Source organism: Geobacillus thermodenitrificans subsp. thermodenitrificans DSM 465 (assembly GCF_000496575.1).
Classification (GTDB): Bacteria; Bacillota; Bacilli; order Bacillales; family Anoxybacillaceae; genus Geobacillus; species Geobacillus thermodenitrificans.
Genome location: NZ_AYKT01000019.1, coordinates 1 through 25,136, shown reverse-complemented (window position 1 = coordinate 25,136; position 25,136 = coordinate 1). Strand labels below are relative to the sequence as shown.

Genomic DNA, 25,136 nt, shown 5'->3' with positions numbered 1-25,136 from the left:
CCTTGCTGATTCGTTTGTTTTTGATTGACCTAACTGACATTGCTTTTCTGCTCTTGCTTACAAGCGGCTAATTCCCTTTGTCTCGACTGGGTTACACCATCGCCTCTCCTTCCAGTTCAAGCATTTGGCTGTACCGCTTGTAAAACAGGCCGAGTTCCCCTTTATAATTTTGTTTCCATGGTTTTTCTTTGCCGCAATAATGAATGAAAACCGTATTTTTCTCAATCCACGATAAATCATGCTTTGGATTCGGCAGCAGCTGTAAAAAATCATAGTAACGAGCATCGTAGTTGTAGCGATACCCGTCGACTGGTTTAATTTTGTCCCAATACAGTCCGTTAAGCACATCTTGATCGGGAAGGACGAGTTTAAACCGGTTGTCGCGAATGAACTGATAAATCTCCTCTAGCTGAACGTGTTGCCGCATCATCGCTATATTCATCATCATTACGCCTGTGTTGAAATAGCCCTTGGCATTCGGTATCTTCAGTCGGAGTTTGTTGAACAAGTTGGCTACTTTCGTGGAATGTGTATGCTCAGCGGCGATAAACCAATTGCCCTCAAAATCCATCTCATACAGCTCATCGATCGGGTTGATAGCGACAATATCCGGATCAAGATACAACACGCGCTCGACATCCGAAGGCAAAAACATATGCGCCGCCAGCCGGTAATACATTTCAGCCGTATAGTGACGAAACACCGGAGCATCATGAAACAGTTGTGGATCCACATAAATCGGCACAAGCTCGTGCCCTTGCTTGCGAACAAAATCACTAAGCGCCCGGATCTCCTCCTCCGCAATGCGCGAATAAAGTAAATAAAACGTAAACGGGCGCCGGTTATTGCAAAATAACGAATGCATGAGTACTTTCAACGGTGGAAGATAATTGGCGTCTGTCGTCACTAAAATGCGGAACATGCACCATCACTTCCTTTACGTCAGCGTTTCCCCTTTCTTTACAATTATATATGGATATAGACGAATGTTGCGCGCTTTTGGTCTCAGACTGCGATGTTTTCCTGCCGACTATCGTAATCAGCTGCTTGGTCTTTGCTTAAAAAGTGGGAAACGGCGGCGGCAATCGCTACATTGTTAATGCAACAAAACGGATGTTTGCTTCACTCTTTAGCTGACTTTAGCTCTCGAGTATTTTTTGCGAGTAATGTTTAGACTATTTACAATTATCTATCAAAATTTTATAATAAATATAGCGAGCCGTCTCCTGTCAGCTTGGCCGGTTGTGCAGACCAGACGGACGCACCATCTGCTCATTCGTCCTGCTGCTTGGTAGACAACATTGATTTTCATATACTCGTCACCGAAAAAGAACTGTGCGGCCTGACGGCATCTCCGTGCCGGAATGCCCCCCTCAGTCCGCTTGAGCCGGTTCCTGTTTCGCACATTTGGCAGGGAACCGGCTTTTTGCATGTGAAAGGGAAAGGAGGAAAAAACCCGATGGGAGGAGCACTCGATGGTGTGCGTGTGCTCGACTTGTCCCGCGTGTTGGCAGGTCCGTATGCGACGATGATTTTAGGCGATTTAGGTGCCGATGTCATCAAAGTCGAGGCACCGGGTGGATCGGATGATACCCGGTTTTGGGGACCGCCGTTTAAAAACGGCATGAGCGCCTACTATACGGCCGTCAATCGCAACAAGCGGAGCATAACCGCCGATTTAAAAACAGAGGAAGGGCGAAAAACGGTCTGCCGCTTGGCGGAAACGGCTGATGTTGTCATTCACAACTTCAAAACCGGGACGATGGAAAAATGGGGACTTAGCTATGAAGAGCTGTCCCGTTTGAATCCTCGCCTCATCTATTGTTCGATCACCGGGTTCGGCGAAACCGGACCGCTCGCTCCACTTGCCGGCTACGACTACATCATTCAAGCGATGAGCGGCTGGATGAGCATTAATGGCACCCCTGACACCGGCCCGCTCAAAGTCGGCGTGGCCGTTACGGATGTATTTACTGGCTTGTACGCGGCCATCGCTATTGAAGCGGCATTGCTCGCCCGTGAAAAAACGGGGTGCGGACAAAAAATCGATCTATCGCTCTTTGACTGCGCTATCGGCGCACTAGTCAATGTTGCCGCTAATTACTTATTATCCGGCAACATTCCAAAGCCGCTCGGCAATGAACACCCGAACATCGTTCCGTATTCAACATACGAAGCGAGCGACGGGCCGATCGTCATCGCCGTCGGTAATGACCGACAGTTTCAAGCGCTTTGTTCGTTGTTATCTGATCGTTCGATCGGAACTGATCCTCGCTTTCAGACAAATCCGGGCCGCGTTGCCCATCGCGATGAACTCAACCGGCGGCTGAACGAAGAGATCAAACAACGGACGAGAGCGGAATGGCAACGCCTTCTTGCTGAAAAAGGCATTCCGTGCGGCCCGGTACAGACGCTAGATGAACTGTTTCGCCACCCACAAACGGCAGCGCGTGAAATGATGGTCATCATGCATCATCCGACCGTCGGCTCTCTCCCGCTTGTCGCCAGCCCGCTCAAGCTATCTGAAACGCCGGTATCCTATCGGCTTCCACCGCCGCTCGCTGGCGAGCATAACAACGAATCCGATATCGGATGGCGAAACGAACAAACGCTCCAAAGCGACCGAAACGAATCGTCCTGACCAACGCAAGAGACATGGCTTCCCGCAACGGCTCGGCGCCCGCAAGCGCCAAGCAAACGCGGACATATACAATAGATGCATAGGAGGAGTAAAACAATGATGAACTTCGACTTTACACCAGAACAAGAGATGTTGCGGCAAACGGTTCGCAAGTTTGTCGACAAAGAAATTATGCCGTATATCAAAGAATGGGATGAGCGCGGCGAATTTGACCGCAACATTTTCAAACGGCTCGCCGAGCTCAATTTAATGGGTGTCTGCATTCCAGAACAATATGGCGGCATGGGCATGGACTACAACTCGCTCGCCATCGTCTGCGAAGAGCTCGAGCGCGGTGACACCGCCTTCCGCACCGCTGTCTCGGTTCACACCGGTCTGAACAGCTTGACGCTATTGCAATGGGGGACGGAAGAACAAAAACAAAAATATCTCATCCCGCAAGCCCGCGGGGAAAAAATCGGCGCCTTTGGCCTAACCGAACCAAACGCCGGCTCAGACGTTGCTTCGATTCAAACGACCGCTGTCCGTGATGGCGATGACTATATTTTAAACGGGCAAAAAACGTGGATTTCCCTTGCTGACATCGCCGACCATTTCCTTGTATTCGCCTACACGGATAAATCGAAAAAACATCGCGGCATTTCCGCCTTCATCGTCGAACGGACAATGCCCGGGTTTTCGTCGCGCCCGATTAAAGGGAAGCTCGGCATCCGCTCCGGCAACACGGGCGAGCTGTTTTTTGACAACGTCCGCGTCCCAAAAGAAAACTTGCTCGGTGAGGAAGGAGAAGGGTTCAAGATCGCCATGTCAGCACTCGACAATGGCCGCTTCACCGTCGCTGCCGGCGCCGTCGGCCTCATTATGGCGTGTTTAGAGGCGAGCGTCAAATATTGCCATGAACGAAAAACGTTTGGTAAAGAAATCGGTCGCCACCAGCTTGTTCAGCAAATGATCGCCCGCATGGAAGCCGGCTTGCAAATCAGCCGCCTGCTTGTCTACAAAGTCGGATTTCTGAAAAATGAAGGTCGACGCTGCACGCGGGAAACGTCGCTCGCCAAATGGATCGCTTGTGACTATGCCAACCAAGCAGCCGATGATGCGGTTCAAGTCCATGGCGCTTATGGCTACTCGAACGAATATCCAGTCGAGCGTTACTTACGCAACTCGAAAGCACCGGTCATTTACGAAGGTACACGGGAAATTCATACGATTATGCAGGCTGAGTACGTGCTTGGCTACCGTAAGGACAAACCGTTGCGCAAAACATTGCCGGCATGGCGGCCAGACGAGAACTAAAACAACAGCGAAACGGCAGTTGTCCAAATCGCCGCTCTGTGCAAAAACGCGGCTGTCCTCATCCGCCGATGAGGAACAGCCGCTTATTGTTCTTTCTCGTCCATTTTACAATATTGCTTGTACAAATCTTTCAGCGCCGCACAGAGAGCGGAATGCGCTTTGCCTAAATACCCCGCGTCAAGCTCAGCTAACAGCCCGTCAATGCCATCACGCAGCGAATGACCGCGAAGCAGACGAGCGACATAGTCACGGCCGTGTTCAGTCGCGAGCGTGCACGACGCTTCCACGATCACCCCGTACTTTTTATCAATTTCCGCGGTAATCGTCAACGTATCGTAAAGGCTTTTCGCCGCCATTCCAGCCGGCAGTCGTGCATGACCAGCGATAAACTGCGTTTTCATCCGCTTTCCCTCTTTCCTTCGCGCCTAATGTTTACTACATCATCTACTACTTTATTTCGTTGCCCGCTACTGTTTTCCCTGCCTTTGTGTGCCGACTGACAGAAGACCGTTTATTTTCCTTGTTGCTTATCGACAATGTGAAACTGCTTTAACATATGGTCAAACCGGGCGCCATGACCTTCGCTTGCTTCAAGAAAATACCGTTGTTCGATAATGAACGCGCCGCCTTTGCCGTTCGGAACGACATAATATCTAACGACTTCGTCATTCCACTGATACCCAGCTTCTCCCTGAATCACATAGCCAGCCACTGGTTCGTTTACCTTGCCATTTTGAATAATGATCGGATATTTTCCCTTCACTTCCTGTTCTAGCTCAGCGGCAACTGTTTCTGGGGATTGGTCTGTCACTTGACGAATTTCCATATATACCGGTGGAATGTTGGCGTTCCCTTGATGAAGCGGCACAATCCGATCATATCCATCCCCTTTTTCCAGCCGGTACATGCTTTCATCAATGTAAATGACATAACCGGCTTTCCCTTCTTTTAATGTCACTTCTTTTTGTTCTTTTTGTCCTTCAATTTCTTCTGTGACCACTTTTTTCGGGACAAACCATTGCTTCACTTGGTCGATCGCTGCTTGGCCAGGAGGAGTGAATAAAAACGCCAGCATGACTGCTGCGGCCGCCGAAGCCATCGTCCATATCCACTTGCCTCCTCGACGACGTTTCCGTTGCTGCTTTACCATCCGGGAGCGAATATGCATCCAGACCTCTTCTTTCTGCTCAGCTGCCTTATCAGTTCCGTACAACAACGCCTCTTGAATCATTTCATCCCATTTCCGTTCATCCATTTGTCGCACCCCTTTCTCCCTCCATTTCCATCCATTTCATTAGTTGGTTTCGTGCTTTAAACAGACGTGATTTTACTGTATTGACGTTTAAATCGAGAATATCAGCAATTTCCTCAGTGGTAAATCCTTGCAAATATTTCAACACGACAGGAATGCGCTGCTTTTCCTTCAATCGCCCGATCGCCTTATATAACTCTTCATACTGTGCAAACGTGTAACGGTCTTCATACGTCAGCAGATCGGCAGCCCCCATCTCCTCGCTCAAGATCGTCACGGCTCGCTGCTTTTTCATTAACCGCCGGCATTCATTGATTAAAATGCGATAAAACCATGGTCGAAACGGCTTCGCAGGGTCAAAGCGCCCGATATGGTCATACACGCGGATAAACGTTTCTTGTACAGCATCCGCCGCGTTCGCACTGCTGCCAGTCACCGCTGCCGCTACGCGCAGAGCATATTCTCCATAAAGCTCATACAATTCAGCGAACGCCGCTTCATCGCCGTGCTGGATTCGCTCAATTAGCTCCCTTTCCATCTCTCCACCTCCTGAAAGGAGTTTTCACTTTATATACCCGCGATAACAGCAAATCGTTTTTATTTTTAATAAAAAAATCGCTTGCTACGTAAACCGAGCAAGCGGCAATTATTTTCCTATTCCCATTTCACGTGACCACACTGATAAGGAATGGGTGTCCCCCCATTTCATCCATGCCCCGCTATTTGGATCAATGGAGGACAGACGGAGCCAACCATTCTCGACTTTGCGCCGAAATTCGCTGTTTTCATTGAGCAATCGCTCGATATAATAGGACGGCGCTTCAATAATGACGAGCAGCCGGAGCGGGAAATGGAACAGCTCGCGGTCGGAGGACACGACTGACTGCCACGGCAAGCCGGCCAGCAGATCGCTTCCATTCCCTTGCATGACACCGATGCCGCCTGTGACCGTCTGGGTCGTTTTATCGCCACTTCCATAATAGTGTGGAGCGACTGTTGACGCATAGTATTGCAAATTAATCCACTGCCCGACAGTCGCCGGTCCGGCAATAATGCGGGCTAACGCTTCACCGGTCGGGTCGTCGCGCCAATCGTAGCTATGCAAAAACACTCTTCCATCCAAATGAACACCCTTCGTTAATGCCCGACGTCCGATGAAAAAAGCAGTATTTCCTGCCAATCCCCATTCCGGACGGATTTCGCTCCAGTCAACCGCGCGGCGCTGTGCTTCTGCTACCGGATCGCGCGGCTTGCCGCCAACATGCGGCAACTTCATCATCCGTTCAGCATTTGCCTGGCGGCTCACATCGTGAAGTGCTTGCTTGAGCCGATCAAACGACTGTTGGGCTGCTTCCGATAACGGCGGCACCTCCAACCAGCGCAATTCATCAACCGTCGTGATATGTTCAGCAGCGACAAACACGGTCTCATCCGGAATGACGATTCCCTCTTTTGCTAGCTCAGCTCGCACACTAGGTAAATTCGCCAGTGCGGCAAACACTCGAGCATTAAACGCTCCTGCAACACCGCCGCACGCCCCGCAGTCAAGCGCCGAGGCGTACGGATTGTTTGTCGTTTCGCTTCCATGACCGCAAACGACAACAAGCGGGGCAAACGAGGACGTTAGACCGATGGTGACAAGCAGCTGCTTCACATATTCGACTTGCTCTTCATTTGTCAAACCGATCGGCAGGCCGGTCGTTTCATCCCCTTCATGGTAGTGAAGCGACAACGTCGTCTTTGGTTTTTGTTCCACCGACTTTTTAGTATAGCGAATGACCTGCCCAGCCCAAGCCGGAGCCGCACTCCGGGCGAGCGTATGTAAGCCAAGCCATGGCCCGCTCATTTCCGGAAGCAATAATCCAGCCAACACATGCTGCTTCATTTTTTTAAACGTCTTGCTGACAAAGCGAAACATATCACGCCGGAAGCGATATGGCTCCACTTCTTCAGGGGGCGCCACTTCGCGAATTTCATGCCGGGGATCGACAATTGCCGGACATGACGGATGGACGTCTTCGCTGTCAAGCACGCGTGTTTGAATCGGCAAGCCGAAAAATCCCGCACATCCGTATGTTTCAAACGGCCCAGCTGCTTCCAAATGACGGCGAAACGGCTCGGAACGAACGTCAATACAAAACAATAACTGAGCCGCGACCTGCTCCGGTTCGCTCATCCGATGACGTGTGGACACCGCCTCTTTTAGCTTTGCTTCATCTGTATCTTCCCACGCCTCAAGCCAAAGGTGATGGCGGTCAATCCGCCAAAAGCGATCCGCAAAAGCCAGGCGGGCTTGTTGTTCGTTCGTCCGCAAGCGCCGCCAGTCTTCCGGCGTCATTCCGGTCCAATAAAACCAAGCTGCCAACAGTGGAAGAACATCGCGGCGCTCTCCATTTTCTTCCCCGTGTAACGGCAAATGCGGGGCCGTAAGTACCCACTCGAGCGAGAGCCGGACAGCTAAATAATCGATCAATCCGCCCACCTCATCGCCTGCTCGATGCGATCTCCATACTGCCATACCGGCCCATCCGGGCAATGCCAACAAATGAGCTTCCAAATACGCAACCACGTCTTCGTCCCGTATCCCTAGCTTTTCGAGCGCGTAGTTCAGTGCTTCATGTTTATCATGCGGCCAACCGGAAAAACGTTTCCGCTCATCTTTTGAAAGCGACGGGTCCGTGACTACAAGCTGGCGCCATGCCTGATAAAAACCTTGTTCACGTTGAGGAAGCGTCCATGTTCCTCCACTTTCATCGTAAAATAACTTGCACCACTTGATCATTTGTTGATCGAGCCGTTTAGCAATTTGATCCAACCGCTTGCTAATCGGCTGGACAGCCATCGGACGCAGTTGCGTTCCTTCCGCTAACTGAGCCATCTCTGGGAGACTGAACGCTTCTTCCGGCACGGTGTCGTTCCAAAGGAAGGAGCGGCAAAGCCGTTCCGCTTCGTGACGTGGCACCGGGAGTGACTGTTTGTCAAGCCAGCTCTGCAGCCGCCGCTCAACGAACACAGGATCAATCTCCCCTTTTTCCAATGCTGTATAGAACACGGTCATCGGCGGATACAAGTCAATCCCATAAACTTGTTGCCATCGGTCGGCTGCATCGGCAAACAGCTCCCCTTCTAATCCCATCCATGGATGGCGGGCGATAAATGACGAAATTGGCCAAAGCGGAGCAATCGACTTTGCCGCTTCCTTGACAAGGTCAGCGAGCGGACGGCCTTGCGTGTCATCTTCATTCAACATCACAACCGTTCGCTCAAGCGACATTGCACTTTTACTCACGGGCCATTCCCTCCTTCATATAGGTTGTCAAATAATGTGGATGCGTCTCCATCGCCGCTGGACGCGGTTCTCCAAAGTGCACAAACCGCATATACAGACGAACGGCAAGCATCGACGTGCGCCGGTTTGCAATCCATACGGCAGCGAGCGCTGCGGCGGCGAATATCATGCCTACCATCCATTCAAATGAAGCAGACGGAACAAACGAGAACGCCCTCTCTTCATTGAAGAGCACCATAAACTGATGACGCACCGTTTCCGAGACAAATGCCAAAGTGGCGACCACAGCGAAGCCAAACCAGCGTCCTTCGCGAAAGTCAGCAAGCCGTCCCCAAGCAACTGATGCCGAAGCGCCAAACAGAAGCGCACTTAACAATCGAGCTGGTTCACCGGAAGCAAAAAGCCAAAAAGCAGTCCCAAGCAGTGCTCCAACGATCATGCCGCTCCGCCATGAACCGCCCGCCTTTCGATATCCCGCCCCGCCCACTTGTGGAACGACAGAACCGGACTGCAGAAAAAGCGTCGCTTTAAACAACCCGTGCAGCATTAAATGCGCCACCGCTCCTCCGTAAACACCAAGGGCACATTGCACAAACATGACGCCCATTTGCGCCATCGTTGACGCAACAAGCTGGCGCTTATAATCAACATGCACAAGACTAATCCCTGTCCCGATCAAAATCGAGAAAAAGGCGATGAGAAACAGCGCCGCATGCGCCCCTGTCCCGCTAAAGAGGGGAGAAAAGCACCAAAGCAATAACCCACCGGCATTCACGATCCCGGCATGCATGATCGCCGATACCGGTGTTGGTGTCACTGCCGATTCCATCAGCCAGCGGTGAAATGGCCATTGCCCAGCCGGAATGATAGCCGCCAAAATAAGCAACCCGTTCATCACCGCTTTCTCCCAAGCGTCTAGACGAGCAAGGGGGTCCACCGACAACGCAGAAGCAAGCTGCCATTCGCCAGTCGCTGTTCCGAGCCAAATGGCTACGACGGTAACAGCAAGCCAACTGATGCCAAATACCAATGCCATCTGCCGGGCGACAAACCGAGCTGGCCCCCACTCTTTTTTCAACGCGGTTAATGCCACAAGACCGATCAATGGCATCCCCCAGCATATGGCCATCAACCGCAAATCACCGCCCGCCCATGTGAGTGAGGCGGCAAATGCCGTCCAAGTCAACAATGAAAAATAAAACCGGTAAGCACGGTCACCATATAAATAACGAAGGGCAAACCGTTGAATGGCCCAGCTAAGGAGCGAGATATAGATACCGACCAACCAGCTGACTGTATCGAACCGCCACATCCCGACTTCCACGGTTCCAGCGCTGATCCATCCAGCCAGCGCTGCCGCTCCCGGCAAAAGTAATAACCAGACGTGTATACGCACATACTGCTCCGGCATGCGTGGAAATAGCCATATAATCGCACTGGCAAAAACGATCCCCACCGCTACTAACCAGCCCCATACGAACCATTCCATCCCCATTCACATCTCCTCCCCGTTCTCTTCCTGTTGTTCGGGAGAAAAAGAAAAAACCGGCTATGTCAATCAAGCAAAGGAGGCCAAAAAAGGCCTTTCCATTGCCCATAGATTGCCCATAGCCGGTTTACCTTCAGCCAATCACTCATTGATTGTTTGAAGATCTCCCGTCGTTGGTTGTGCAACAGACGCCGGTCAGTTTTCCTTCAACGAACCTAAGCAGATGTAGGTTTTTTGAAGGACTCCTGACCATAACGTCCTCTTTATTCATTTGAACGCTCCCCCACCTACGTTTACGCTTAAACGTAGGTGATTCTTAGCCCTCCAACTGCATGCGTCCCACAGTTGGTGAAGGATACCAATTCACCCCCACTTACGCTCACGCGTAGAGGTTTCTCAGTTAAGGATGATAAAAATTATTTTAATTATAAAACAATTTTGTTAACCTGTCATCTAAAACATTTATTTGACCAGTTGTTTTTCCAAATTGTTGAACAGTTTAAAGACGATAATTCGCTCACCTGTCTGGGTGCTTAAATCGGTATGAAAGCTTTTCACCTGTTCACCGGTAATTTCGAAAATCATCTCTTTTAAGTCATTGACTCCGGATTCAACCAAACTCGTCCGCGATCGCTTCACTGCCAGCATTCCTTCCTTTGACTCACAAAGGGCGTATTCGGCAGGCGTCAAAATACCATGCAAGGAAACGATAATCATATCGCGCAAAATGTCGGTTTTGACAGACAACGAACCGCGGCCGAGAAAATCCTTCTCCCACTTTGTTAAGGCTTTGCTGATTTCAGATTCGATCCAGCCTTTGGATTTGTTCATGCCCCGATCCCTCTCTCACCAACCGGCGACTTCGTTGCCGCCCTCCACCGCGTTGAACTGATAAACATAATTATAACGATAATCGACAGATAGCGCTAGAGCAAAATCATAGGAACGCCGTCAGAAAGACGGATTCAAGCACATTTTGTCAGCTATTTTTTGGTTGCATCACTATCAGCATGAGGATTATCTTGTTTTTTATGAAGTCGAAACGAAATGATCGAAGGGCTGTCTTGTTTGTGCCCACAAGCTGTTACCATTCTCGAAACTGTTGCTTCTGTTTTGATTGATAAGACAAACAAGTCCCTAGTTCTCTATTTCGTTTGGCTGACAGGAGAAAACGAGCCCCCTTTCTCCTGCCAGCCTGCTATTATTGGCTGCACCGAAGCGTCCGAAGCCGATTGAGTGCCGCCGCCAATTCGAAACGACGCGGGCGAGCGAGTTCACCAGGATGACCGTTTCGGAAAGAAACAGAGCCAAGCCCATGCCGGTCCCACTGTTCCTCGATGGCATCAAGCAATTGACGAACTGTCTTCTTTCCATCCAGCCATCCTTTCCGCTCGATATGGAACAACGCGGCAGCTATCGCCCTTGTTTGGCTGTCGTCAACGAGCTGTTCAAGCGCATAAAGAAGCACATCTGTCTGCCCGTATTGAATCACATGCCGCCCTCTCGCTGTGACCTTTGCTTTTTTTCCTTTTTGGCTGTTTAAACTTTCCGGGCGCGGGATACGCTCACGAATGTGGCCGAACGACTCCCCGCCTTCCGCCTTCCTCCCCGATGGCATGTTTGCGGCGATCCGTTTCGCTTCAACGGTCACATCAGACGGAACATATTGTTCCATTTTAATCACAACATCAGCAATCTCGAAATAGTCTCCTAAACCACCGACGACAAGCACCGTCGAAATGCCATAGTCATGAAACAGTTGGCGAGCTTTGTCGATATAAGGAGTGATCGGTTCGGCCTCTTTCGCAATGAGTGCCTGCATGCGTGCATCGCGCATGAACAAATTGGTGGCGCTTGTATCTTCATCAATCAAAAACGCCGATGCCCCAGCTTCGATCATTTCGATCATGCTCGCGGCTTGCGAGGTGCTGCCACTCGCGTTTTCCGTCGAAAAACGCGTCGTTTCCTTTCCATATGGCAGCATGCCGATAAATGGGGAAATATCAACATGCGCAACGCTGCGTCCATCCTCGGCGCGAATTTTCACTGCCCTGCTGTCCGTGATGACAAACTCCCGTCCATCACCGGAGATATGGTCATACACACCATGCTCTAACGCCTGAAGCAGTGTTGATTTTCCATGGTAACCGCCGCCGACAATGAGTGTAATTCCTTTCGGGATGCCCATGCCTTTCACAGGCTCAGTGCGGTGAGGCACAGGGATCGCCACCTCGAGCTCCGGCGGGCTTTGAAACGGTACCGCCCCTTGCCGCAGCGGCTTATCGCTCACTCCGCTTTCACGAGGCAATATGGAGCCGTTAGCGATAAACGCCACCAATCCGTGCTCATGCAAATAACGCCGAATAGTGTGCTGCTGATCGGCCAACTCGACTGCGGGTCGAATGTCACCTTCGCGCAGGCCATACACCGCCCGCTCGATCACGGCCGGAATCTGTTCGAAAAAAATACTCTCCGCTTCTTTCGCTAAAATGCGCCGCCCATTGGCCGGCAAGCCAACCGATAAACAAACAGTAATCGTCTCATCACCAATTAGCACCGCCGTACGCTCCAGCACTTTTTGCCCTGGAGCGTCGATCAACACAAGCCCGCTTTTTCCTGACCCACGCGCCCGCGATGGCCATTGCCGTAATTCGTAGTGAACACGGCGCGCAACCACATCTTCGCAGCGGATGCGGCGCGGCGTCGTATTGGTCCATTCTGCCGCTAACACTGTCTTTGCCCGCGGCACGATCACTCGAATTTTCGATGGTTCAGCGAACGGGTCTCCTTGCACATGGTCAATGGCAAGGGTAAACGCCGGAAAAGAATAGGTCCCTTCAATCGCTTTGTACGCTTTATATCCCTTTTGGTCAATGGCTCTCAGTTGCTTTCTGAGCGTTTCCATGTCATCCACTCCTTTCATTCGTTTTTCTCGTTATGTATATTGAAACTGCTCACTTCGTGCGGTCCAAAAACGAGTCCGTTTCCGGTACAGGCGGACTCCAAAAATATTCTTGCCCGCTGTTGCCCCCATTTCTTTTAACTGTTGAATTTGCTCTTTATTTTCAATTCCTTCCGCAAGGGTGTCAATGCCTAATTGGCGAGCCATCTTGATGTCTGCAGCAATAATCGCTTGGTCATCCGCTGAATGTGGCAAGTTTTTAATAAATAAAATAGACAGCCAATAGATGTCCCTTCGCTTTCGTCTCCTCGACCATTTGTGGAAACTGTTCTTTTAACAACCGTCGATTGGGAAGGCCCGTTAAATCATCGTGTTTCGCCATATATTCAATTTGTTATAAACGGGTAATATCTGTACGAATGGAAACATATTTTATATGACTTTCCTTGTTCATCTAAAAAAGAACAATCGTCGACTGAACCCAATAATAACTTCCATCTTCCTCCTTATTCTTCATCTCTCCCCTCCGTATTTTCCCTTTCTCAATTTTCCTCCATATATTCCCAAAAAACTCAGGGCTATGGTGCCCTGAATTCAACTAAACGATGGGGATTGCTGCTCAATTCTTCCCGACTATATTGGGAGATGCAGCAAAACGCCTCATTCACATAAGTAATTTTTCCTGTTTTGTCAGTAATCACGACAATCGTCGATTCATCCAGCGCTCGTTGAATAAAGTACAATTCGTTCAGCGTGTGCTATAGACGGGAATGCAAATCTTTTCTGTTTTCTTCAGAAACAAACGACACTGCATCCCCCATCTTACTACGACTCTCTTTGTGCCTCCATTTTAATGATAACAAACAGCGATTGCAATTAGATTATCTATGTACTTTTTGTGCGCGCTGGCCATCATCCACTCCTCCCCACAAAAAATGCAGCCTGCTTCCCGATAGGAAACAGGCTGCGCCCGGCTTACTTCTTCATTCCCGTATAAATCAAAATCGCTTCTTTAAGAAATTCAGCCGCTCCCGGATGCACTTGGTCATAGTGCGCTTTGAACCGTTCATCCTCAACATACATGTGCGCCAACCCGGCATGAGCTTCTTTGGAATAATGATCCCACCAGAAGCAAAGCCATTGACGGTGCAAATCAGCCGCCCGTTGCGCCTTCTCTCCGGCCGGGTCACCATCTTGCATCGCTTCTTTCAACACCTCTAGCACTTCCTTGCCGAGCCGTTCCGCCTCATCAAACTGTTCCTTTGTCATATTCCGCAGTCTATTGTTGGAACGATCGACCTGTTCGTCGCCATACTTCTGGCGAATTTCTTCTCCATATTTCCGCTCGTTTTCTTCAATCAACCGCTCCTTGAACGCGGCAAACTTTTCTTTGTCACTCATCGTGATTCCTCCTTCTTTGGCAATAATCGTTTTTTCAACGCTCGCAATCAATGCATCAAGATGGCGTCTTTTTTCCAATAGCTGTTGGCGATGCTGCCGCAACGCTTCAAGTTCGTCAAATTCCGGGGAATGAACGATTTGTTTGATCGTTTCCAAATCCACGCCAAGTTCACGGTAAAAGAGAATTTGCTGCAAAAGATCGACTTCACGCGGTCCGTATAGCCGATACCCGGCATCGCTCAACCGTGCCGGCTTGAGCAAACCAATCTCATCGTAATACCGAAGCGTCCGGCTTGTCACTCCTGCCAATTTGGCCAGTTCATGCACGGTGTATTCGATGTTCCTCACCTCCCTATTCATGACGATACACCTTGACGTAACGTAAAAGTAAAGAGGAAAAAAGAAAAAAGGGCTCCTAACATTCGTCCCTTTTTCTGGATATAGGAAAGTTCCTTTTCTTGTTTTCGTATTGTTTCGTTTCACCTTTATGATTGAATTAAAGCATCACCGGACTGACAGTAAAAAAGAGCTGCTAAGTCCCTTTTATTACGTCCCGCAAAACGTCCGATACGGCTGGTCAGATGGCGGCGGCAGTTCGGCGTATTCCGCTTGTTCCGGCGAGTAAGCGTACGGATCGGCCAACGCTTTAAGGAGTCGAGCCATGACCTGATAGTCTCCACAATTGACTGCAGCAGCCAACGCCTCTTCAACCCGATGATTGCGCGGAATGACCGCTGGATTGTGACGGCGCATCCGTTCATACGCTTCTTCTCGCGAGACTGATTCCTTGCTAAGCCTCGTTTGCCACCGCTCGTGCCACTCACGAAACTCAGAAGTGTCAAACAGCTCCATTCCAGTGTACTCACCTAATGTCAATGCTCGGAATGTGTTCGTATAGTCTGCACGGTATTCTTCCATCAACCGCAACAACTCGGTGATCAACTCTGCATCGTGTTCCTGTTCCTCGGCAAGTCCCAATTTTGCTCTCATCCCGCCAAGCCAATAGTACTCATACCATTTTGAATATTGGCCAAGCGCTTCTTCAGCCAACTCCACCGCTTTTTCCTTCTTATCATCCAACAGCGGCAACAAGCTCTCCGCAAAACGAGCCAAGTTCCAGCCTCCGATATACGGCTGATGACCGTACGTGTACCGTCCTTCCGTATCGATTGAGCTAAACACTGTCTTCAAGTCATACGTGTCCATAAACGCGCACGGCCCGTAATCGATTGTTTCCCCGCTGATCGTCATATTGTCGGTGTTCATCACCCCATGGACAAAGCCAACAAGCTGCCATTTTGCGATCAATTCCGCTTGGCGCTTGATGACTTGTTCAAGTAAAAACAAATAGCGGTTCGCAACCGCCTCAAACTCAGGGAAATGCCGCTCAAGCGCATAATCAGCTAACGCGCACAGCTCTTCTCTCGTCCCCCACTGCGCTGCATATTGAAATGTGCCGACACGCAAATGGCTCGACGCAACGCGGGTTAAAATCGCCCCAGGCAGTTCAGTTTCGCGTATAATGGTCTCTCCTGTTGTCACGACCGCCAAGCTTCGGGTCGTCGGAATGCCGAGGGCATGCATTGCCTCGCTCACGATATACTCCCTCAGCATCGGCCCGAGCGCCGCACGCCCATCTCCGCCACGAGAGTACGGCGTCCGCCCAGATCCTTTTAGTTGAATGTCGACCCGCTTGCCGCTTGGAGTGATGTGCTCGCCAAGCAACACTGCCCGTCCGTCCCCAAGCATGGTGAAATAACCGAACTGATGACCAGCATACGCCTGCGCTAACGGCCTAGCCCCGTCCGGAATCCGATTTCCCGCTAACACTTCCACCCCTTCTTCGCTTCGTAAAGCTTCCTCATTCAGCCCAAGCTCGGCTGTGAGCGAACGGTTGAGCACCACCAATTTCGGCGCACGCACTGGCGTAGGGAGAACGTTGCTAAACAAGCGTTCTGGCAGCCTTGCATAACTATTATCGAACTTCCACCTTGCTTCCAACATGGTCACCTTCTTTTTCTACCCAATGCTCTTTATTGTATGAGTTTATTGTACGGCAAAGTTGGTGGCATTATAAACCGCTTCATGAGGAAACGTAAGGATGAACAAACAACTGAATGAATCGATCATCTTGAAGAAAAACTCGCAGACATCCCATCCTCTGTCGAAGTGTTCACAAACGGAAGTGCTTCACCGTGACCGAAATCTTCGCAAATTGGTCAAACAAACGAGATTTCTCTCAGCAGATCAACCGTTCTGATCCACCGCAAACAACAAAACCGCTCCCGTTTCATCTTCTTGTTCGTCTTGATGAAGTGGAGCGGTTTTCGTATGAACATGGCGATATTCTTACACATGTCAACTAAATGATGCACGCATCATTTCACCAACCCATGACGAAAAGCATAAATGACCGCTTGCGTCCGATCTTGGACACCAAGTTTGGCGAGAATGTTGCTCACATGCACCTTCACCGTTTTGAGTGAAATGAACAATTCATCGGCCATTTCTTGGTTCGTTTTTCCTTGCGCCATTAATAAAAGTACTTCCATCTCTCGGCTCGTAAGCTGTTCGTGTGGCAGACGCGCCCTCTGTCTTCTCCGGTTTTGCATGACTTTTCCCGCTACTTCCGGCTCGAGCACCGATTGTCCATGGAACGTGGCCCGAATGGCGTCGGCAATTTCACTTGCTTTCGATGTTTTCAACAAATAGCTCGTCGCCCCTGCTTCGAGCGCTGCGAACACCTTTTCATCATCCAAAAAACTCGTCACAACAATAATTTTCGCCTCCGGCCATGCACTCATGATTTCCTGCGTTGCCGCAATGCCGTCTATCGGTTCCATCACAAGGTCCATCAAAATGACATCAGGGCGCAATGTGAGAGCAAGCTCAACTCCCTTTTGCCCGTCCTCCGCCTCGCCGATCACCTCCATGTCCGGTTGAGCGGATAAATACGCGGATACGCCAAGCCGAACCATTTCATGATCATCGACAAGCAACACCTTTATCACGGTCATCCCCCCTTATACACAAGCGGCACCTTCACTTCCAACCTTGTTCCTTGGCCTTTTAAGCTGACTACTTTCAATGTTCCACCGATTTCCGCCGCCCGTTCATACATATGCTGCAACCCGTACGAACCGCTTTTCGAACGTTCCACATCAAAGCCAACACCATCGTCTGTGACGCGCAAAATTGCAAACCCGTCCCGTTCAATCAGCAACACTTCAACCGTTTTCGCTTTTGCATGGCGCAACGTGTTGGAAAGCGACTCTTGCAAAATGCGGAACAGATGATCTTCCACCCCTTTATCCAAGGGAACATCTTCGATTTTCCATTTCATCTCGAGCGGCACTTTGCCCGTCAATTCTGTCAGCAGTTCTTCCATCCCTTCTTGCAGTGACTTTCCTTTTAGCTGAACCGGCCGCAAATGCAAAAGCAGCGCCCGCATTTCCAATTGGGACTGGTGAATCATTTGCTCAACCATTTTCAATTGTTTGCGTTGCCGTTCATCATCGGGTGGCATTGTTTCTGTAATCGCTGACATCATCATGGAAGCGGCAAACAATTGTTGGCTGACGGAGTCATGCAGCTCCCGCGCCAACCGCGTGCGTTCTTCGGAAAGAATGCGTTCAACGAGCCGTTCTTCCTGTTCGACCTTTTCTGCCGCTAATTTTTGAACGCGTTTCGTTTGCTCGAGCCATTGCGTTTGCAGCTTCTCGATTTGCCGCCAAAGGTCCTGCAGTTCCGGTGACGGCTCTTCCCGCCAAAGTTCCCCCATTTCACCGTGTTCAATTTGCTCGAGCGCCTGCATAACAACTTGCCGCTGCTTACGCCAAACGAAATCTAACACAAGTCCGCTCGCGATCCCGATCAATAAGCTGACAACCGACACAAACAGCAAAAACGGTACGCCCATCACCGTTTTGTCCCACAACTCCGCCCACGTCTCCGGCGGAAACACGTAAACAAAGGAAAGGGATAACAAAATGAAAAGAATCAGCGCTGACAAAACAGAAACCATCAACGGTCGGCTCATAACCGCTTCACCTCAAGGTGACCAATCATCAGTGAGGTGACAATTTTCAGTTTTCTCTCGGCCGCTTGATATGAAGGGGTTTGATAAATGAGCGTTTGGTTAAGCAAATGCCTTGCTTCTTGCCCAAACACTGTTCCCCCACCAAAGATAGCTGAATGGACGACCTTTGTCTCTACTTCATACGGGACAAGCACGCGCACATGACCGATCAAGCCGCGCACAACAATGACTGCTTCTCCCTTTGGCAAGACGGTGTTACTGACATCGATCACCGTATCGCCAATGCCGGTTTGAATATTCACATCATCCCATTCATACACATGTTCGGGAGTCGTTTGCCGTCCAAACAGCACATTATGAAACAGCGGCTTTCGGTCGATGACTTCCCCTTGACTGTCCTTCGCTTCAATGATGACTGGCCGAATGACAGTCGGTTGCTGCTTGGATTGAAAGAATTTCCACAGAACATAAAATAAGCCAGCAACAATGACCAACCGGGCCGTCACCATCGTAAACACATGAAACACAAGGCTAATGCCACCGATCCAAAAAAGCACTTTCCCCCGTTTGCGTGGCCATGACTGTTTTCCGATATAAAGCAAAGCGATCGCTAATCCGATGGAAAACAGCAACCCAGGATGGAAAAATGCAATTTCGACAACAAAAAGCAAAAAGATGAGCAAGACAGCCCAGCTGACATAATCGGTTTTCTTCTGCTGATCAAGCATGTGGGGAGCCCCCTGTTGTCCAAAATGAAAAAGGCGTAACTATGTACGCCTTTAGCATATCCGGTTATTTCCCTTCTTGCAACTGCTTTTCTAACTGAGCGATGCGCGCATCGATCGTGTTCCGATAATAATCGGACTGGACTTGCCGTTCAAGGCGATCAAGATAAACTTCAGCATCCGCAAACGCTGCCTGAGCAGGACCGGTGTCCCCATTGATCACCCGATGAATCCGGTAATGTGCCCGCGCCGCATTTTCGCGCCCCATCAACTCCATACGCCGCATCTGCATATCCTTCAGCTTATGCTTCATGTCCTCATATTTCGCTTCCAACTCAAACAGCTCGTGGCTTGCTTGTTCGAGCAGTTGCTTTAAGCGGGCCGCCCGTTCGGTATATTGCGCCTGCTCACGCCGCGCAAACTCGGCCAATCCCTCTTCTCCAGCTCGTTCGGCTACCTCCGCCTGCTTGGCCCGCTTTTCCGCCATCTGTTCTGCCTCGTGATGTTCGCGGGCAAACTTCTCTTTCAACACATATTGGCGCTCAAGCAACTGCCGTACCCGCTCAACTTCCTGCTCACATTGGCGCAAATAATGATTGAGTAACGCAATTGGATTTTTCTTTTCTTTTTCATCGAGCCATTCATGAAGATCAGCCTCAATGATCGTTTTCAAACGTGAGAACAATCCCATCATTGATCCACTCCTTTTCCATCCATATGATTAATGATGCTTTTGCAGCTCAGCCCATTGTTTTTCAAAATTGACAAACGGGTCATCGGTTCCTGGAACGGTACGCTCACCTTTCGCACTGTTCCATTTTTTATACACGACATACAAGACATATGCCGCGACAAGCGCAATCAGCGCCGGCACATTCGAAACGCTGATAACTAACGCCGCACAGCCAATCAACGCCCATGCGATTTTTCCAAACGTCGATGGAGCTTTCAAATACTTTTTGAACGCATAGTACAAGATCGCCAGCGTGATCGCCAATCCGACAAGCGGCCCGAGGTGAAACAAGAGCACCATCAACGCGGCCGCGCCGGCAATGAACAACCCGATCTTTTTTGCCATCCTTTCGCCTCCCTTCGCTTTCTATCGTACCGCACACTCCCTGCCTCCCATCATGTTCCGAAGATATATTTTGACTACGACTCGAGGCGTATTTTTCGTTTGATGGAGCAGAAAAAAGAATGTGAGCATTGGTAGATGCGCCATCACCCACACAGCCCAGCCTGTGGCTAAACTACTGTCCAAATAAAAATGCCGTAAACCTGTCATATGCACATATCGAAGGCCACACTCCCCAGATAAGCAAACTTACAATCAGACAAATAAAAAGACATGAACCAAACTCCTTAGTTAACATCAACGTGCTGTTAACTACCTGAAAGGAGGTTCATGTCTCATACACAGTTTCCCCACCGCATTGAATCAACTGATTCCATCTCATCATGGTGGAACAAAAGCAGGATCGAGTGAACAAGAGCAGATACATCATCCATCTCCCTAACTCTGGTGAGTAGCGTTTTTTCGACGATTCGATAAACCAATTCTTCGGCCTTGTTAGATGTTTAAGCAGTGTAGGGAATAAGCGCTGTTTTATTTTAGAATAGGCTCTGTTAAAGTTTATTGCTGATTTTATATAAAAAAGCAGAACTTCCAATCAACCGGAAGTTCTGTATCTGAGTTTAGTCTTATTCATCTAAAGCCCTCTTTAGCTGAAGAGTAAGAAACATCTAATTTAAGTAACCTCTGAACGGTTTTTGTTTTCCAAATAATAAAACCTATCCAAGCACCTACGATATTAAGTATAAAATCATCAATATCAAAACTTCCTCTTCTTGTCACTAATTGTGTTACTTCAATCACAAATAACAATATAATCATCGAGAATGTAAACCTACCTACCTTGTTTATCTTTTTAATATAGTAAGGCAGATAAATTCCCATTGGTAAAAACATAATTAAGTTACCCAAGAGGTTTTTTATCGGTATACTTATATTCAAACTTCCGTTAAACATCGCCTTAATATATATACTAATCGTTTTAAATGGAACGAAATTTGAAGAACGCCTTAAATATTCGATTAACGATAAGTCTGTCCATACATGCCCTCTAGCTCCCACAAACATAACTCCTACAAACAACAGCATGACCAGTGCTAATAAATAAAATATAAAACTAATATTCCAAATTATGTTTATCACTTTTTTCATTTACCACTCATCCTGTTTTCCTTCGTAATTTTACTGTTAGCTTTTAAACAATCCCGCTACATTCATTAAATAAGATATAATCCCCGTGATGCTAGATAAAATTAGATGAGCATAAAATAGCCCTTGTATGAGAATCTCTCTAAATTGTAAGAGCACTCTCATTTTACAATAGGTCAATCCAAACTTCAAAAACAGTATGTATCGACTTTACGTTTTGTATCAGTTCAACTATTGATTATCGTGATTTATCTTCAAAGTAAAAATCTTCATTTATTCAAACTGTTTATCCAATATAAGATCTCATTAGCCCCCTAATGAATTTGGACACTCGATAAGGTGTTTTTTATAATCGAAGTGACCAAATGAAGGGGGCTTTTGATGTACATGAAACGAAGAAAACATTCGAAGGAATTTAAGCTACAAGTAGTGAAAGAAGCATTAGAAGTCGGAAATAAAGCATTGGTAGCTAGAAGATACGAGCTTAGCCCGAATCTTGTGCAAAGATGGGTGAAGGCATATGAAGAAGGAAAACTAGGACAAGAAATGGTTTCCTCTCCCTCTTCAGCTGAAATCAAACGGCTGGAGGAAGAAAACGAGCAGCTCAAGAAGCTATTAGGGGAAAAAGATTTAGAAATCGCGATTTTGCGTGATTTGATAAAAAAGAAGAACCCTCACTTACTGAAAAATTGGAAGTAGCCGAGCAGTGGATCAAGAAAGGATATCCGATTACAAAAGTATTGGAGATTCTAGAAATCAATCGCTCAACCTACTATTATCAGCAGAACGGAAAAGTCGAGAAGAAAACAGTAGATGGGGGACGTCCAACACCCGGCTGCTCTCTAACGGCAACTGGCGAAAAAGTGCCAGACGAACAAATCCAAGAATGGCTCTCTGAGCTTGTGATGGGAGAAGGATTTGCCTACGGATATCACAAGCTGACCATTCAGTTAAGAAGAGACCATCAGCTTGTGATCAGTAAGAAAAAAGTATATCGATTGTGTAAAGCGATGGACTTGCTACGTCCGCAGCGAGAGAAACGGATTCCATATCCGAAGAAACACGCTCGAAATCGCATTATTACAGGCTCGAATCAGTTATGGGAAATGGATGTGAAATATGGATATATCGAAGGAGAAGAACGCTTTTTCCTTGTTTTGTCGCTCATCGATGTGTATGACCGTTCGGTAATTGATTACCATATTGGGTTGAGTTGTTCAGGAAGCGATGCCGTAAAGACGCTTCAAAGAGCGTTATTCAAGCGTCAGCAATTTGAACAGGCAAATAAACCTGTGATTCGGACAGACAACGGCCCGCAATTTATTTCTCATGCCTTTGAAGCTGCCTGTGAGCGATTTGGAATCGAACATGAACGGATTCCACCACGGACGCCGAATATGAATGCGCATATGGAAGCGTTTCATCGTTTACTGGAGGAGGAATGTCTAGGAAGAATGGCGTTTGACAGCTATGAAGAAGCTTATCAAGCCGTGATGGAGTACATGAAATTTTATAACGAGCGAAGGATTCATTCGAGTATTCTTGATCTTCCACCGCATGAATTTCACAAAAAAGCGCAAACGGAATCGTTAATCATCAAAGAAGTTCGCGTATAAGGCAAGAGGATTTTGTCTTCTTGCCAAGAAAAAACGAGAAATTTTGAGAATAACCTAAAATAAGATAGGATGTGTCCAAATTTAGGGGGTCAATCCGTTAGTTCGAGCGTTCACCTTCCGGTGCGCATTGGTACATCAGCCTGTCCATGGAGGCATCATCTATATCGATATATAAGAAAACTCATGAATTTTTTAAGTGACGTTTGAAAGAATGGCTTCGTGTTTGCCATGGGCTTGTATGGGGCCGTAGGTATACATCCCTTGATAAAAGCTCTTTCGGTCTAAAATTCGCTTTACTTGTACTTTTGTAAATGGTTTTCCTTGAGCGGTTTTGTACCCTTCATCATTTAACACCCTGGCAATGTGAGCTAAAGACCCTTGAGGATGTTTTCGTTTTAGTTCAAAGACCCGTTTGACCACTTTAGCTTGTTCATGATGTACCTTGAGTTCCTTTTCCCCTTTTGGTTTCGTATAGCCAAAGATCACCCTTCCTCCGGCATATCCTCCTTCTTTTGCTTTTTTATGCTGACCTTTCTTTAGTTTTAAAGCAATTTCCAATCGCTGATATTGGTCTAATAACTCCATTAGTCCATTGACCAATACATCGCTTGGGTCTTTTTTGTAGATACTGTAGGATGGCTGTTCAATACTTTTAATATCCACCCCATACTTCTGTAACTCTCGATGAATCAACACTCTCACCATGTCAGAGCGCCACAACCGGCTTGTGTTTAACACCACGCCATACTTAATTTGGAGAGAAGAAAGGTGGGCCAACATCTCCTGTAAACCCACCCTGTCTACTTCGAACGCTTCTTCATTCATTTTTGCCCCGCTAATGCCTTCATCTCTAAAAATATGGATCAAGTTCCAGCCGTTTTTCTCACAATATGCTTTGATTTCCTCTTCTTGATATTTCAAGCTGTAACCATCTCTTGCTTGTCCTTGCGTTGAGACTCGTATATACCCGACAACGTTCAATGTGTCGCCCTCCCGTTACAAAAATTACAATTTATGTAACGCTTTTTAATAATGACGAGTATTATACGACCGTCTCTAGTGAAAATACAATACAAAAATAATTTGCCAGTTTATTATTATTGTCATAGTCGGTTAAAAGTTAAAAGTTTATACCCTATTTCTCGCCACGAGAAAGCGTTCTCTCGTGTTTTAAAGTGTACTCGAAGGGTATTCGTGGCGTTAGTCGCTTTACCATGCATTGCAGCCAAGCTCGTTGTAGGTGAACCATTATGAGCTCTGAATTAAAATGTTGGTAAAAAACATACTTAAATTCTCTCGTAAACACACTTTATTATTTGATATAGCTGTTAGATTGAAAATAGAAAACCCTTGAAAAGCATATTGCCAATCAAGGTTTTCATAATTAGTTCTTAAATATTATCTAATACCTCATCTACTGACTCACCAAACAATTCTGGATCTTCTTTCTTTATATCTCCTAACAAATCTTTAATAATATTTCTTGTTTTGATGTCGATATTCTCCAAAACTTTTGCATAAATTGTACGCACATGGGGGTGATTTAATATTCTGTAATGTAAAATTTCTATCCATTCCCTCCCATAACTTATAACCGTTGGCACAGAAGTAGCAATTAGTTTTAACCCTTCCTCTATTTTATTCTTATATAAATGCTCAATAGTATGCACCAAGTTAAACATTACCTCATGGTGTTCAGTATTATCATCAAAAGCTAAAATTAAATCTTTAATAATTGAAACCTCACCATATTCATATATATTTTTTAAAGCTTGCTCAAATTCTTCCACTTGTTTTTCTGTCTTAAGCAGACGGTTATCGTATACCTTTTTTATTTCCGACTTAATATCCAAAAATATTCCCTCCTTATAAATAATTACTTCTTAAATAATTCTGGGTACAATTCCTTATTCAATTGAATTACATCTCTTAAACTTTTTCTTATTTTCGGAGTGTATAGCCCATCCTTCATATAAATTCTTCGAGCATCCCAAATATCATGTGCTAGTGCATCTCGGTAGCTAAGATTTAAATAATCGTTTAATTTTTCTCCAGAAAGTCCATAAGTATAAGTCCTACGGTGTCTTCCCCCAGTACCAGGATGTGGTTGTTCCATATTCATGCTAACACCATCATTTCGCTTTATACCGGCTTTTTTCAGCAGATGGCATATGGTGTGGAGTAAGGTTATCAAACGCTTTGCCTTGTTTTATTAATTGTTTGTAAGTTCCTACTTTCCCTTCGCCCGGCAATAAACCTTTTCCT

Annotated in this window: 25 protein-coding genes; 3 read left to right on the top strand and 22 right to left on the bottom strand. The window is 47.6% G+C overall.

Features of this window, described 5'->3' with window-relative positions; translation table 11 throughout:
* Nucleotides 1-91 precede the first annotated feature (91 nt).
* A complete protein-coding gene (locus tag DSM465_RS0115460) occupies nucleotides 92-922 on the bottom strand; it encodes a glycosyltransferase family 8 protein (RefSeq protein ID WP_029761745.1) in 831 nt (276 codons plus the stop codon).
* A 537-nt stretch (nucleotides 923-1,459) separates the two neighbouring features.
* On the opposite strand from DSM465_RS0115460, the gene DSM465_RS0115455 reads away from it, so the two are divergent.
* Both DSM465_RS0115455 and DSM465_RS0115450 read left to right on the top strand, forming a co-directional pair.
* Nucleotides 1,460-2,641, top strand: coding sequence for a CaiB/BaiF CoA transferase family protein (locus DSM465_RS0115455; RefSeq protein ID WP_029761744.1), 1,182 nt, complete (start codon nucleotides 1,460-1,462; stop codon nucleotides 2,639-2,641).
* Nucleotides 2,642-2,737: 96 nt separating this feature from the next.
* A complete protein-coding gene (locus tag DSM465_RS0115450) occupies nucleotides 2,738-3,937 on the top strand; it encodes an acyl-CoA dehydrogenase family protein (protein ID WP_008881573.1) in 1,200 nt (399 codons plus the stop codon).
* An 83-nt stretch (nucleotides 3,938-4,020) separates the two neighbouring features.
* Here DSM465_RS0115450 and DSM465_RS0115445 read toward each other — a convergent pair whose 3' ends face one another.
* From DSM465_RS0115445 to DSM465_RS0115365, 18 genes are all read right to left on the bottom strand, one after another.
* Nucleotides 4,021-4,338 carry a DUF3870 domain-containing protein gene (locus tag DSM465_RS0115445; RefSeq protein WP_008881574.1) on the bottom strand — a complete coding sequence of 106 codons (318 nt, stop codon included), beginning with the start codon at nucleotides 4,336-4,338 and terminating at the stop codon, nucleotides 4,021-4,023.
* Nucleotides 4,339-4,448: 110 nt separating this feature from the next.
* The gene (locus tag DSM465_RS0115440; protein ID WP_011886795.1) at nucleotides 4,449-5,192 is read right to left on the bottom strand and encodes a hypothetical protein; all 744 of its coding nucleotides are present in this window, start codon (nucleotides 5,190-5,192) and stop codon (nucleotides 4,449-4,451) included.
* Nucleotides 5,185-5,727 (bottom strand): RNA polymerase sigma factor, encoded by a 543-nt coding sequence (locus DSM465_RS0115435; protein ID WP_008881576.1) that lies wholly within the window; start codon nucleotides 5,725-5,727, stop codon nucleotides 5,185-5,187. Before DSM465_RS0115435 ends, DSM465_RS0115440 begins: the two co-directional genes overlap by 8 nt.
* 108 nt (nucleotides 5,728-5,835) lie before the next feature.
* Complete coding sequence (locus DSM465_RS0115430; RefSeq protein WP_029761743.1) at nucleotides 5,836-8,478, bottom strand: DUF2309 domain-containing protein; 2,643 nt, start codon at nucleotides 8,476-8,478, stop codon at nucleotides 5,836-5,838.
* Entirely contained in the window at nucleotides 8,471-9,973 is a 1,503-nt protein-coding gene (locus tag DSM465_RS0115425; protein WP_029761742.1) for an NADH dehydrogenase subunit 5, read from the bottom strand. Before DSM465_RS0115425 ends, DSM465_RS0115430 begins: the two co-directional genes overlap by 8 nt.
* A gap of 456 nt (nucleotides 9,974-10,429) precedes the next feature.
* Nucleotides 10,430-10,798: a DUF2294 domain-containing protein gene (locus DSM465_RS0115420; RefSeq protein ID WP_011886792.1), complete on the bottom strand. Its 369-nt coding sequence runs from the start codon at nucleotides 10,796-10,798 to the stop codon at nucleotides 10,430-10,432.
* A 370-nt stretch (nucleotides 10,799-11,168) separates the two neighbouring features.
* Complete coding sequence (locus DSM465_RS0115415) at nucleotides 11,169-12,872, bottom strand: ABC-ATPase domain-containing protein (protein ID WP_029761741.1); 1,704 nt, start codon at nucleotides 12,870-12,872, stop codon at nucleotides 11,169-11,171.
* A 30-nt stretch (nucleotides 12,873-12,902) separates the two neighbouring features.
* Nucleotides 12,903-13,124 carry an EAL domain-containing protein gene (locus DSM465_RS0115410; protein WP_029761740.1) on the bottom strand — a complete coding sequence of 74 codons (222 nt, stop codon included), beginning with the start codon at nucleotides 13,122-13,124 and terminating at the stop codon, nucleotides 12,903-12,905.
* A gap of 4 nt (nucleotides 13,125-13,128) precedes the next feature.
* On the bottom strand, nucleotides 13,129-13,251 hold the full coding sequence (locus DSM465_RS20325) for a diguanylate cyclase domain-containing protein (RefSeq protein ID WP_078172604.1): 123 nt from the start codon (nucleotides 13,249-13,251) through the stop codon (nucleotides 13,129-13,131).
* Nucleotides 13,252-13,447: 196 nt separating this feature from the next.
* A complete protein-coding gene (locus DSM465_RS20320) occupies nucleotides 13,448-13,612 on the bottom strand; it encodes a PAS domain-containing protein (RefSeq protein WP_157663108.1) in 165 nt (54 codons plus the stop codon).
* A 232-nt stretch (nucleotides 13,613-13,844) separates the two neighbouring features.
* Nucleotides 13,845-14,630 carry a MerR family transcriptional regulator gene (locus DSM465_RS0115405; protein WP_008881581.1) on the bottom strand — a complete coding sequence of 262 codons (786 nt, stop codon included), beginning with the start codon at nucleotides 14,628-14,630 and terminating at the stop codon, nucleotides 13,845-13,847.
* A gap of 186 nt (nucleotides 14,631-14,816) precedes the next feature.
* On the bottom strand, nucleotides 14,817-16,274 hold the full coding sequence (locus DSM465_RS0115400) for a protein adenylyltransferase SelO (RefSeq protein WP_029761739.1): 1,458 nt from the start codon (nucleotides 16,272-16,274) through the stop codon (nucleotides 14,817-14,819).
* Nucleotides 16,275-16,648: 374 nt separating this feature from the next.
* Nucleotides 16,649-17,281 carry a response regulator transcription factor gene (locus tag DSM465_RS0115390; RefSeq protein WP_008881584.1) on the bottom strand — a complete coding sequence of 211 codons (633 nt, stop codon included), beginning with the start codon at nucleotides 17,279-17,281 and terminating at the stop codon, nucleotides 16,649-16,651.
* Between the two features lie 2 nt (nucleotides 17,282-17,283).
* Nucleotides 17,284-18,309, bottom strand: coding sequence for a sensor histidine kinase (locus DSM465_RS0115385; RefSeq protein ID WP_008881585.1), 1,026 nt, complete (start codon nucleotides 18,307-18,309; stop codon nucleotides 17,284-17,286).
* Complete coding sequence (gene liaF, locus DSM465_RS0115380; RefSeq protein ID WP_008881586.1) at nucleotides 18,306-19,037, bottom strand: cell wall-active antibiotics response protein LiaF; 732 nt, start codon at nucleotides 19,035-19,037, stop codon at nucleotides 18,306-18,308. Before liaF ends, DSM465_RS0115385 begins: the two co-directional genes overlap by 4 nt.
* 64 nt (nucleotides 19,038-19,101) lie before the next feature.
* Entirely contained in the window at nucleotides 19,102-19,725 is a 624-nt protein-coding gene (locus tag DSM465_RS0115375) for a PspA/IM30 family protein (RefSeq protein ID WP_171355534.1), read from the bottom strand.
* A gap of 30 nt (nucleotides 19,726-19,755) precedes the next feature.
* Nucleotides 19,756-20,112, bottom strand: a complete 357-nt coding sequence (locus DSM465_RS0115370; protein WP_011886788.1) for a lmo0954 family membrane protein — start codon at nucleotides 20,110-20,112, stop codon at nucleotides 19,756-19,758.
* 627 nt (nucleotides 20,113-20,739) lie between these two features.
* Nucleotides 20,740-21,258 (bottom strand): VanZ family protein, encoded by a 519-nt coding sequence (locus DSM465_RS0115365; RefSeq protein WP_011886787.1) that lies wholly within the window; start codon nucleotides 21,256-21,258, stop codon nucleotides 20,740-20,742.
* Between the two features lie 384 nt (nucleotides 21,259-21,642).
* Here DSM465_RS0115365 and DSM465_RS0115355 point away from each other — a divergent pair.
* Nucleotides 21,643-22,871, top strand: a protein-coding gene (locus tag DSM465_RS0115355; RefSeq protein ID WP_099233567.1) for an IS3 family transposase whose coding sequence is annotated in 2 segments (ribosomal slippage) — nucleotides 21,643-21,931 and nucleotides 21,931-22,871 — 1,230 coding nt in all. Because the reading frame shifts where the segments join, the coding sequence is not laid out codon by codon here.
* A 192-nt stretch (nucleotides 22,872-23,063) separates the two neighbouring features.
* Here DSM465_RS0115355 and DSM465_RS0115350 read toward each other — a convergent pair.
* The 3 genes from DSM465_RS0115350 to DSM465_RS19100 form a co-directional block, all read right to left on the bottom strand.
* Nucleotides 23,064-23,852, bottom strand: coding sequence for a recombinase family protein (locus DSM465_RS0115350; RefSeq protein WP_011886784.1), 789 nt, complete (start codon nucleotides 23,850-23,852; stop codon nucleotides 23,064-23,066).
* Between the two features lie 410 nt (nucleotides 23,853-24,262).
* Nucleotides 24,263-24,724: an Imm30 family immunity protein gene (locus DSM465_RS0115345; protein ID WP_011886783.1), complete on the bottom strand. Its 462-nt coding sequence runs from the start codon at nucleotides 24,722-24,724 to the stop codon at nucleotides 24,263-24,265.
* A gap of 23 nt (nucleotides 24,725-24,747) precedes the next feature.
* Nucleotides 24,748-24,993 carry a hypothetical protein gene (locus DSM465_RS19100; protein WP_011886782.1) on the bottom strand — a complete coding sequence of 82 codons (246 nt, stop codon included), beginning with the start codon at nucleotides 24,991-24,993 and terminating at the stop codon, nucleotides 24,748-24,750.
* Between the last annotated feature and the right edge of the window lie 143 nt (nucleotides 24,994-25,136).

Coding starts and splice junctions, on each gene's coding strand:
- DSM465_RS0115460 (WP_029761745.1), bottom strand. CDS start 922: ATGTTCCGCATTTTAGTGACGACAGACGCCAATTATCTTCCACCGTTG.
- DSM465_RS0115455 (WP_029761744.1), top strand. CDS start 1,460: ATGGGAGGAGCACTCGATGGTGTGCGTGTGCTCGACTTGTCCCGCGTG.
- DSM465_RS0115450 (WP_008881573.1), top strand. CDS start 2,738: ATGATGAACTTCGACTTTACACCAGAACAAGAGATGTTGCGGCAAACG.
- DSM465_RS0115445 (WP_008881574.1), bottom strand. CDS start 4,338: ATGAAAACGCAGTTTATCGCTGGTCATGCACGACTGCCGGCTGGAATG.
- DSM465_RS0115440 (WP_011886795.1), bottom strand. CDS start 5,192: ATGGATGAACGGAAATGGGATGAAATGATTCAAGAGGCGTTGTTGTAC.
- DSM465_RS0115435 (WP_008881576.1), bottom strand. CDS start 5,727: ATGGAAAGGGAGCTAATTGAGCGAATCCAGCACGGCGATGAAGCGGCG.
- DSM465_RS0115425 (WP_029761742.1), bottom strand. CDS start 9,973: ATGGGGATGGAATGGTTCGTATGGGGCTGGTTAGTAGCGGTGGGGATC.
- DSM465_RS0115420 (WP_011886792.1), bottom strand. CDS start 10,798: ATGAACAAATCCAAAGGCTGGATCGAATCTGAAATCAGCAAAGCCTTA.
- DSM465_RS0115415 (WP_029761741.1), bottom strand. CDS start 12,872: ATGGAAACGCTCAGAAAGCAACTGAGAGCCATTGACCAAAAGGGATAT.
- DSM465_RS20325 (WP_078172604.1), bottom strand. CDS start 13,251: ATGGCGAAACACGATGATTTAACGGGCCTTCCCAATCGACGGTTGTTA.
- DSM465_RS0115405 (WP_008881581.1), bottom strand. CDS start 14,630: ATGAATAGGGAGGTGAGGAACATCGAATACACCGTGCATGAACTGGCC.
- DSM465_RS0115400 (WP_029761739.1), bottom strand. CDS start 16,274: ATGTTGGAAGCAAGGTGGAAGTTCGATAATAGTTATGCAAGGCTGCCA.
- DSM465_RS0115385 (WP_008881585.1), bottom strand. CDS start 18,309: ATGAGCCGACCGTTGATGGTTTCTGTTTTGTCAGCGCTGATTCTTTTC.
- liaF (WP_008881586.1), bottom strand. CDS start 19,037: ATGCTTGATCAGCAGAAGAAAACCGATTATGTCAGCTGGGCTGTCTTG.
- DSM465_RS0115375 (WP_171355534.1), bottom strand. CDS start 19,725: ATGGGATTGTTCTCACGTTTGAAAACGATCATTGAGGCTGATCTTCAT.
- DSM465_RS0115370 (WP_011886788.1), bottom strand. CDS start 20,112: ATGGCAAAAAAGATCGGGTTGTTCATTGCCGGCGCGGCCGCGTTGATG.
- DSM465_RS0115365 (WP_011886787.1), bottom strand. CDS start 21,258: ATGAAAAAAGTGATAAACATAATTTGGAATATTAGTTTTATATTTTAT.
- DSM465_RS19100 (WP_011886782.1), bottom strand. CDS start 24,993: ATGAATATGGAACAACCACATCCTGGTACTGGGGGAAGACACCGTAGG.